The sequence below is a fragment of the Pseudomonas sp. 22082 genome, assembly GCF_052046055.1.
GTDB classification, from domain to species: Bacteria; Pseudomonadota; Gammaproteobacteria; order Pseudomonadales; family Pseudomonadaceae; genus Aquipseudomonas; species Aquipseudomonas pharyngis.
In genome coordinates, this window is record NZ_JBQEQB010000039.1 from 19,899 (window position 1) to 27,500 (window position 7,602).

Annotated in this window: 7 protein-coding genes (1 of these 7 cut by a window edge); 1 reads left to right on the forward strand and 6 read right to left on the reverse strand. The window is 61.1% G+C overall.

All coding sequences use genetic code 11. From position 1 onward, the window contains the following. Window positions 1-59: 59 nt before the first annotated feature. From glcF to ACTJK9_RS28880, 6 genes are all read right to left on the reverse strand, one after another. The gene (gene glcF, locus ACTJK9_RS28855; RefSeq protein ID WP_085613092.1) at window positions 60-1,277 is read right to left on the reverse strand and encodes a glycolate oxidase subunit GlcF; all 1,218 of its coding nucleotides are present in this window, start codon (window positions 1,275-1,277) and stop codon (window positions 60-62) included. A 3-nt stretch (window positions 1,278-1,280) separates the two neighbouring features. Continuing rightward, entirely contained in the window at window positions 1,281-2,345 is a 1,065-nt protein-coding gene (gene glcE, locus ACTJK9_RS28860; protein WP_440817742.1) for a glycolate oxidase subunit GlcE, read from the reverse strand. Next, the gene (glcD, locus tag ACTJK9_RS28865) at window positions 2,345-3,844 is read right to left on the reverse strand and encodes a glycolate oxidase subunit GlcD (protein ID WP_440817749.1); all 1,500 of its coding nucleotides are present in this window, start codon (window positions 3,842-3,844) and stop codon (window positions 2,345-2,347) included. Before glcD ends, glcE begins: the two co-directional genes overlap by 1 nt. 169 nt (window positions 3,845-4,013) lie before the next feature. After that, the gene (yghU, locus tag ACTJK9_RS28870) at window positions 4,014-4,853 is read right to left on the reverse strand and encodes a glutathione-dependent disulfide-bond oxidoreductase (RefSeq protein WP_440817745.1); all 840 of its coding nucleotides are present in this window, start codon (window positions 4,851-4,853) and stop codon (window positions 4,014-4,016) included. 192 nt (window positions 4,854-5,045) lie between these two features. After that, on the reverse strand, window positions 5,046-5,522 hold the full coding sequence (locus ACTJK9_RS28875) for a hemerythrin domain-containing protein (protein ID WP_039770748.1): 477 nt from the start codon (window positions 5,520-5,522) through the stop codon (window positions 5,046-5,048). Between the two features lie 254 nt (window positions 5,523-5,776). After that, window positions 5,777-6,619, reverse strand: a complete 843-nt coding sequence (locus ACTJK9_RS28880; RefSeq protein ID WP_085613096.1) for a helix-turn-helix transcriptional regulator — start codon at window positions 6,617-6,619, stop codon at window positions 5,777-5,779. Window positions 6,620-6,713: 94 nt separating this feature from the next. Between ACTJK9_RS28880 and ACTJK9_RS28885 the strand changes: the two genes are divergently transcribed. Continuing rightward, window positions 6,714-7,602 carry the 5' portion of a threonine dehydratase gene (locus tag ACTJK9_RS28885; RefSeq protein WP_221399422.1) on the forward strand. Its footprint extends 68 nt past the window's final position, so 889 of the gene's 957 nt are visible here — the first part of the coding sequence; the start codon lies at window positions 6,714-6,716; its stop codon lies beyond the right edge, outside the window.

Consider the following 7,602-nt stretch of genomic DNA (forward strand, 5'->3'; position numbering starts at 1 on the left):
GACGCAATGTTCAGTCTTGTCTGCGCCACCGCTTGAAGGTTAGCAGGCACCTCGGACTTTCATCGGCAATGCGCGTCCACCAGTTCGATCCAGTGCCTGACGGGCGTGCGGCCGGCGCCGTCGAGGTGTATCTGGCAGCCGATGTTGGCGGTGGCGATGATCTCGGGATGACCACTCTCCAGTGCAGCGAGTTTGTTGTCGCGCAGTGACCTGGCCAGCGCCGGTTGGGTGATCGAGTAAGTACCCGCCGAGCCGCAGCACAGATGAGCGTCGGGGACGGCAGTCAGGTCGAAGCCCAGTCGTGTCAGCACCGACTCCACCGCACCGCCGAGTTTCTGTGCGTGTTGCAAGGTGCAGGGACAATGGAAAGCCACACGTTGATTGGCGTGGATGCCGAAGGATTCGAGCGGCTCTTCGCGCAGCACCTCAACCAGATCTTTTGCCAGCGCGCTGACGGCTTTGGCCTTTTCGGCATAAGTTGGATCGGCGCGAAGCAAATGCCCGTAATCCTTGATGAACGCACCGCAACCGCTGGCGGTCTGCACGATCACCTCGGCACCCTGTTCGATGGCCGGCCACCACGCATCAATGTTGTGGCGGGCGCGCTCAAGGCCGGTGATCTGGGCGTCGAGGTGATAGTCCACCGCGCCGCAACAGCCAGCCTCGCGAGCAGGAATCACGCTGATGCCCAGACGATCCAGTACCCGCGCCGCTGCGGCATTGGTATTGGGTGACAAACCTGGCTGCACGCAACCCTCGAGCATCAGCACGTGCCGCGCATGACGGATGGCGGGTCGTGGAGCAGGCAGCGCCACGTTGCGTGGCAGTTTGTCTTGCAGGGTATGGGGCAATAGCGCCCGAAACATCTGGCCGGCGTTGATCAGCCCTTTGAACAACCGTGGATCGGGCACGACGCGTCGAAGTCCTTCACGCAACAGACGCTGCCCGAGCGGCCGCGGGACGGCGGCGTCCACCACCGCCCGGCCGATGTCGAGCAGGTTGTGATAGTCCACGCCGGAAGGGCAGGTGGTTTCACAGTTGCGACACGACAGGCAACGATCCAGATGCTGCTGGGTTTTTGCCGTGACTTCGTTGCCTTCGAGCACTTGCTTGATCAAGTAGATGCGTCCGCGCGGGCCGTCCAGTTCATCGCCGAGCAATTGATAAGTCGGGCAGGTCGCGTTGCAGAATCCGCAATGAACGCACGTGCGCAGGATGCTTTCGGCCTCTTCGGCGCGGGGCAGTTGCCGGGATTGCGGGCTGAGGGTGGTCTGCATGGCTCAAAGCTCCGCGTACAGACGCCCGGGATTGAAAATGCCCCGGGGGTCGAGTTGTCGTTTGAGTTGGCGGTGATAGTGCAGCAGGGCGGGCGCCAGTGGCTGGAACGGCTCGTCGATCAGGCCGTGGCTGTAACAGGTTGCATGCCCGCCGACTTCGTCGACCACTTTGCGAATGACCGCAGCTTCGGCCGTCGATTTGAGCCAGCGTTGCGCGCCGCCCCAGTCGAGCCACTGCTGGCCGGGCAGGTTCAGCGGCGGCGTGTTCAGCGGCACGGACAGGCGCCAGAGCGGTTGGTCTTCGTCGAAGAAGCCCAGGCGTTGTTCGTTGAGATCGGCCCAGAACGAACTGTTGAGCGGCTCGCCGCCAAGACGATCATGGGCGGTCGCCACCGAACCTTCGCCACCCTCAAGACGCAAATGCAGTTGCCGGCCATCGTGACACGCGGCGCTGATCGGCAACGGTTGCTGGCCCCATTCGGCCAGACGCAGCAACGCCTGTTCGCTGGGCATTTCCAGACTGAGGCTCAGGCACGCTCGCGGTTTGGGCAGCACCTTGAGCGAGACTTCGGTGATCACCCCAAGCGATCCGTAACTGCCGGCCATCAGGCGCGACAGGTCATAACCGGCGACGTTCTTCATGACTTCGCCGCCGAAGCGCAGGTGTTTGCCATGACCGGTGATGATTCGCGTGCCCAGCACGAAATCGCGCACCGATCCCGACCAGGGCCGACGCGGCCCGGACAGGCCACTGGCGACCATGCCGCCGACCGTGGCATCGTCGGCGAAGGCCGGTGGTTCGCACGCCAGCATCTGTTGCGAAGCGTCCAGCACGGCCAGCAGTTCCACTAGTGGAGTGCCGCAGCGTGCGGTGATCACCAGTTCGGTCGGGTCGTAGCTGACGATGCCGCGATGGGCGCGAGTGTCGAGAATCTCGCCACCGACGATGCGCCCGAGAAACGCCTTGCTGTTGGCCCCTTGAATGCGCAGCGGCGTGGCGTTTTCCAGTGCCCGGTTGACCTGTTCGAGCAGCGCGGCGCTGTCATCGAAATCCATCGCTTCACCCATCAGAACCGCTCCAGTTCGGGGAAGGGCAACTGCCCGTGATGCACGTGCAGGGCACCGAATTCGGCGCAGCGGTGCAGGGTCGGAATGTTTTTGCCGGGGTTGAGCAGGCCGCCGGGATCGAACGCGGCTTTGACGGCGTGGAACAGGGTCAGCTCATCGCCGTTGAACTGCGCGCACATCTGGTTGATTTTTTCCCGGCCCACACCGTGTTCTCCGGTGATGCTGCCGCCGACCTTGACGCACAGTTCGAGGATCTTGCCGCCCAGCGTTTCAGCACGCTCCAGCTCCCCGGGCTGGTTGGCGTCGAACAGAATCAGTGGATGCATGTTGCCGTCGCCGGCATGGAATACGTTGGCCACTCGCAGGCCGTATTCGGCTGAAAGCTGTCCAATCGCATGCAATACGCCGGGCAACTCGCGGCGCGGGATGGTGCCATCCATGCAGTAATAGTCCGGCGACAACCGGCCCACGGCGGGGAAGGCGTTTTTGCGTCCGGCCCAGAATCGCACGCGTTCGGCTTCGTCCCGGGCCTGACGCAGTTCGGTGGCGCCGGCGTGCTCGAGCACTTGTCGGACCCGCGCGCAGTCATCGTGAACATCGGCCTCAACGCCATCGAGTTCGCAGAGCAGAATCGCCTCGGCATCCACCGGATAACCGGCGTGGATGAAGTCTTCAGCAGCGCGGATCGCCAGATTGTCCATCATCTCCAGGCCACCGGGAATGATGCCGGCCGCGATGATATCCGCCACGGCGCGGCCAGCCTTTTCCACGGAATCGAACGCCGCCAGCAGCACTTTGGCCGTCTGCGGTTTGGGCAAGAGTTTGACCGTGACTTCGGTGATGACCCCGAGCAGGCCTTCGGAACCGGTGAACAGCGCCAACAGGTCGAAACCGGGGGAATCCAGTGCGTCCGCCCCCAGCGTCAGGCGTTCGCCATCGACGGTGAGGATCTCGACCTTGAGCAGGTTGTGCACGGTCAAGCCGTACTTGAGGCAATGCACACCACCGGCATTTTCCGCCACGTTGCCGCCGATCGAGCAGGCGATTTGCGAGGAAGGATCAGGTGCGTAATACAGCCCGAACGGCGCGGCGGCCTGGGAAATCGCCAGGTTGCGCACGCCGGGTTGAACCCGCGCAGTGCGGGCCTTTGGGTCGATCTGGAGGATGTTGTTGAAGCGCGCCATCACCAGCAGCACGCCTTTTTCCAGCGGCAATGCACCGCCGGACAAACCGGTCCCCGCGCCCCGGGCCACCACCGGCACCCGTCGTTCATGGCAGATCTGCAACACGCCCTGAACTTCATCGATGTGCCGTGGCAGTACCACCAGCAGCGGCGTGGTGCGGTAGGCCGAGAGGCCATCGCACTCGTACGGTTTCAATTCCTCGCGCTGATGCAGCACGTCCAGGTCTGGCCATTGGTGCTGCAGGGCTTGCAGAAGCGCGACTTTGTCGACGTCGGGCAAGGCGCCGTCGACCTGTTCGTCGTAGAGAATGTTCATGCGGGTGGACGACCCTCCGTTGTTGTTCGAGGTCGGGTGTCGTACTTTCATCGCTGGGCCGCTGACACCTGGAAATAAAGCGTAGCGGTCCGTGGGGCGGTGGGAGCGATTTATCAGACACAACGCCTGATGCCGGAGGCTACAGGCGCTGTATCGGATAAGGCCAATGTCAATCCAGATCGCTCGCCTGATGTCGCTCCGGGACCTGGCTCGCTTCATCGCCCCACGTCCGGTTGACACGCTGGCCGCGAATCACCGCAGGTCGTTCGGCAATCTCTTGCGCCCAGCGCTGCACGTGGGTGTATTCATGGGCGCTAAGAAACTCGGCGGCGGAGTACACATTGTCGCGCACCAGTTGCCCGTACCACGGCCAGACCGCGATGTCGGCGATGGTGTAGTCGTTGCCGGCAAGGTAAGGGCTTTCGCTCAGGCGGCGATCGAGTACATCCAGCTGACGCTTGGCTTCCATGGTGAATCGATTGATCGGGTATTCGAGTTTTTCCGGCGCATACGCATAGAAATGTCCAAAGCCACCGCCCAGATACGGCGCAGCACCCATTTGCCAGAACAGCCAGTTCAGGGTTTCGGTGCGACCCGCCGGATCGGAGGGCAGGAAGGCGCCGAATTTCTCCGCCAGATACAACAGGATCGAGCCGGATTCGAACACGCGAATGCCCGGCTCCACGCTGCGGTCCAATAAAGCCGGAATTTTCGAGTTGGGGTTGATCTCGACAAATCCGCTGGAGAACTGGTCTCCTTCGTTGATGCGGATCAGCCAGGCATCGTATTCAGCGTCGGTGCAGCCGAGCGCCAGTAATTCTTCGAGCAGAATGGTCACCTTTACGCCATTGGGCGTGGCCAGCGAGTAGAGCTGCAGCGGGTGCTTGCCGATCGGCAGCGTTTTTTCATGCGTCGGCCCGGCAATCGGGCGATTGATATTGGCGAATTGGCCGCCGGAAGGCGCGCTGTGTTTCCAGACCTTGGGTGGCACGTAAGACGTATTGCTCATGAAACGGACCTCATCGGTTAATGGCCGGAATGTTGTGAGCCCGAATGGGAACCGCGGGCTCATGACGAACAGCACACCACACAACGGCGTTTGAATGCCACCGGCGGGCGGATGAAAATTCGCGGGAATCGAGCGTGATATCAACCCAAAGAAAAGCCCGGCAGATGCCGGGCTTTCTGGGTTTCGGGAGCATCACGCCGCCACGTTGCCGGCCATCATTTCCTTTTTGTAGCTGGCTTTCATCGCTTCCATTTGTTCGCCCAGTTCATCGAGCTTCGCTTTACCGAGGAGTTTTTTTGCCTGCGGAAACATCTCGGTTTCTTCCTCTTCGATGTGATGCTCCAGAAGCTCCTTGACCACTTTGACCCGACCAGCGAACTCGGGCGTACCCGGATCAGTCAGTTTGAGGTCTGGCAGCACCAGCGAGTCCACGGTGCGGTGCTCTTCCTTGGCTTCGAAGTACATGATGTCCTGTTCCTTGGTGCCGGCTTCCTTGAAGGCCGGATAAAGGATTTCCTCTTCGAGTCGGGTGTGGATCGAGATCTCCATTTCCAGTTTGCCCAGTAGCTCGACACGTTTTTTCAGGGCCCGGTCCGTCGATTCGCTGAGTTGGCTCAGGATCCCTTTGACTTTCTCGTGGTCGGCTTTCAGAAGGTCGATCGCGTTCATGTTGGTTGCCTCTGCTATTCAGGGTTAGAACACAGTCCGATGTCTCTCGGCGCCGTGGATTCCCGAAGAACAACGCATTTGCCATGCCAGTCGCGCGTCTCGGCCAAAGGCGTCTGGATCAGGGGTTGTGCGATAGCAGGGCTGAGGGGGTTCGTGCAGCCTGCATGAACGACGTGCAATCGGCATTGCAGAACACGACCCGAAGGGTTGCTGGGACGGCTTTCCGGATCAGAAGACAGAAGACACGAAAGCGATCACGACGCATGTTGTTTGCCGGCGCTGGCGCTGTGGCAAGTACTTTTGCGCAATTGTGCCGGACTCACGCCAAGTCGTTGTTTGAAGGCGCTTGCCAGGTGCGCCTGGGAATTGAATCCACAGGCCAGGGCGACCTGCGACAAGGCCGTTTTCCCGTCGCATATCATCGCCCGAGCCTTGGCCAGGCGCCGGTCGATCAAATAGCTATGGGGGCTTTTGCCCGTGGCTTGTTTGAAGGCGCGAGTGAAATAGCCTTCGGACAATTCGAGCAGGTGTGCCATCGACAGTACATCGAGCGGGCCATTGAGACCTGCGTCAATGAACTCATCCAGCCTTCGCATTCGGCTGTCGGTGATCGAGCCGCGGTGCACTGGCACGTCCTGAACTGCGGCGCGCTCAGCCAGCGCAAGCGCCCAGGTTTCCCAGTCATCGTCCCATTTGGGCTGCAACAGCGCGCTGCGCATTCGCTGGGCGAGGAGAATGGCCTGCGGGTCGATGCGGTTGTTGAATGGCCGATCTCCGGCCAACGCATCCCCTTTGGTGCGGATGACCCGCAGGTATTCACCGCCCATGGGGGACTCGGACAACACATCACAGCCGACCGGGACAAACGCCAGGCCATTGGGCATCGCGTCGAAGGGACGTACCCGGTCAGTACCGATGGCATGCAGGCCGCGTTGGCTGTCGAAGGCAAAGCCAATCGCTGACTGGGTCGCCACGTAGCGTGCCGAGTAGGCTGCGCCGGGCAGCAATTCGATCGTCCACGAACCTGCCTCGATGCGACGGACCGGTTCTGCAATGGTTGGAGTGTTCTGACGGTTTCGATGACTCATGAGCGTCATAGTAGTGAAGGGATGGCATAAAAGTCAGGTTCGTTTTTTGAAAGCCGACGCGACGCCTGCGTGCCTAGACTGGGGCAAAGCCAAGGAGACGCTCATGCATACAATCACGCGCGATGACCTCGAACACGCTGCCCGCCAGGTTTACCAGGTGATGCCAGCTACCGCCCAGTATCGCTGGCCTCTGCTGGCCGAGCGATTGGGATGCACCGTTTGGGTCAAGCACGAAAACCACACGCCGACCGGTGCCTTCAAGGTGCGCGGTGGCATTACCTTCATGAACTGGCTGCGCCGTGAGCACCCGAGCGTCAAAGGCATCGTTTCTGCGACGCGTGGCAATCATGGCCAAAGTCTTGCGCTGGCAGCCAGTGCCGTGGGGCTGAGGGCACTGATCGTTGTGCCAAAGGGCAACTCAATGGAAAAGAACAACGCCATGCGCGGGTTCGGCGGTGAGGTGGTCGAGTACGGGCGTGATTTCGATGAGGCTCGTGAGGAGGCGGCTCGTCTGGCGCAGGAACATGAACTGTACCTGGTGCCGCCATTTCATGCCGAACTGGTCAAGGGCGTTGCGACGTATGCGCTTGAGCTGTTCAGTGCAGCGCCAGAGCTGGACACCGTCTATGTGCCAATCGGCTGTGGTTCGGGAATCTGTGGTGTGATTGCTGCCCGGGACGTGTTGGGCCTGAATACCGAGATAGTAGGGGTGGTGTCGACGGAAGCAATGGCCGCCAAACTGTCTTTCGAAGCGAAAACGATCTGTGAAACCGCGTCGGCCAACACCTTTGCCGACGGCCTTGCTGTGCGCAGACCTATTGCGGAGGCGTTCGACATCTATAGGAAGGGTGCGGCGCGGATTGTCTCGGTGAGCGAAGATGAAATCGCCGAGGCCATGCGCGTGTATTACACCGATACCCATAACCTTTCTGAAGGGGCGGGCGCGTCCGCGTTGGCGGCCTTGATGCAGGAGCATGAAGGGCGGGAGGGGA